Annotated in this window: 2 protein-coding genes; both read right to left on the bottom strand. The window is 75.3% G+C overall.

Annotated elements, in window-relative coordinates; genetic code table 11:
• Positions 1-531: UbiA family prenyltransferase (locus EAD98_RS31725; RefSeq protein ID WP_233584022.1), on the bottom strand; the 531-nt coding region annotated here is incomplete at its 3' end.
• Positions 528-1,682 carry an inositol-3-phosphate synthase gene (locus tag EAD98_RS29270; protein ID WP_121657189.1) on the bottom strand — a complete coding sequence of 385 codons (1,155 nt, stop codon included), beginning with the start codon at positions 1,680-1,682 and terminating at the stop codon, positions 528-530. The genes EAD98_RS31725 and EAD98_RS29270, both read right to left, overlap by 4 nt.
• Between the last annotated feature and the right edge of the window lie 84 nt (positions 1,683-1,766).

Genomic DNA, 1,766 nt, shown 5'->3' on the forward strand with positions numbered 1-1,766 from the left:
GCCCAGCCCGCCGAGCCCCAGCGCCGCGACCAGCCGGGTGGGCGCCGGCAGGACATCGCGGGGCAGCAGCAGCCAGGCGGCGAGGGCCAGCCCCACGGCCGGGCCGGTCGCCTCGATCAGGTGACGCAGCCGGAGCCGGGCCGATGGCCGTGTCCGGCCGGGGAGCCGGCGCAGGCCGGCCGCGGACAGGGCCGCCGAGACCAGGAACCCGATCAGCGCGGCGGCGCGGTGCCCGGTGTCGGCCAGCGGCAGCACGGCGGCGGTGAGGCCGGCCGCGAGACCGAACGCGGCGGCCGGGGCGACGCGGCCGCTGGGGATGGGCCGCTCGGGCCGCTCGACGGCGTCCAGCCGCCGGTCGGCCCAGTCGTTGGCCGCCATCCCGGCCCAGTAGAGCAGCACCGAGGCGCCGGCCAGGGCCGGGGTACGCCGATTCAGCGCGCCGGCCGCCGCCGCCCCGGCGACCACGTCGCCGGGGACCGAGAGCGCGGCCGGCGCCCGGACCAGCTCGGCGAGGTCAGCCAACGTTGTCATGAGGCACCGTCCAGGCCGGCGTGCAGCGCACGGGTGAAGTCCCCCAGCCGGGCCCACTGCTCGCCCAGCGAGTGGGTGGGCGAGCCGAGCGGGTCCTTGAAGAAGAAGCCCAGCTCGGTCAGCGGCCCGACGTGCCCGGCGGCGTGCGCGGCGGCGGTGAGCCGGGCCAGGTCGAGCACCAGCGGCGCGGCCAGCGCGGAGTCGCAGCCGTGCCAGGTGAACTCCATCCGCATCCCGGTGCCGAGGAAGCCGGCGAAGGTGATCAGATCCCAGGCGGTCTTGAAGTCGCCCAGCTCCTCGACGTACTCAATCCGGGTGCCGCCCTGGGGCAGGTAGCCCAGCGTCTCGCCCAGCACCCGCTGCTTGCTCTGCACCTTGGCCGCGTTGGCGGCCGGGTCGGCGAGGGTGGCGCCGTCGCCGCCGCCGAGCAGGTTGACCCCGGACCAGGAGCGCACGGCCAGGTTCCGCATCGCGAACATCGGCGCGAGCACCGACTTGACCAGGGTCTCCCCGGTCTTGCCGTCGTGCCCGGCGTACGGCAGCCGGACCTGCTCGGCCAGCGCGGTCAGCGCCGGCAGCCGCAGCCCGGTGGACGGGGTGAAGTCGACGTACGGGCAGCCGGCCAGCAGCGCCGCGTACGCGTACAGGGAGCTGGACGGCAGCACCTCGTCGGGACCGGCGAGGGCGGCGCGCAGCGCGTCCGGGTCGGCGTGCCCGGGGTGCGGTGCGGGTGCCGGTTCGGTGGCGGAGACGTTGACGACCACCACCCGGTCCAGCGCGTGCCGCTCCCGGAAGGCGGTGAGGTCGCGGACCACGGCGGCGGCCCGGTCGGCCTGGGTGGCTCCGACCGGCGCGGGGCGCAGCTCCTGCTCGACGGCGGTCAGCTCGTCGGGGAGCGCGGCGACCAGCCGACCGGGGATGACGCCGCTGTCGGCCAACGCCTCGGCCCGCTTGCACAGCGGGGTGGTGGCCAGGTCGTGGCCGCCGAAGACCAGATCGGCGAAGGACGGCAGGGCGGGGCCGCGTAGCTCCGGCAGCTCGGTGACGCAGCCGGTCGGCCCGGCCAGGCCGGCCCGCAGCGCGAGCCCTCCGACGATGCTGGTGGTCGCGACGGAACCGCGCGCACCCACCAACCAGACACCCGTTCGCATGGTGCTCCTTCCCGTTCAGGAGGAACCCTCGTAGAACTAAATATAGGAATATCAGAATATTTCTAGGAAAGATACACCCTGGGT

This window comes from Micromonospora sp. CV4 (assembly GCF_003667455.1).
GTDB lineage: Bacteria > Actinomycetota > Actinomycetes > Mycobacteriales > Micromonosporaceae > Micromonospora.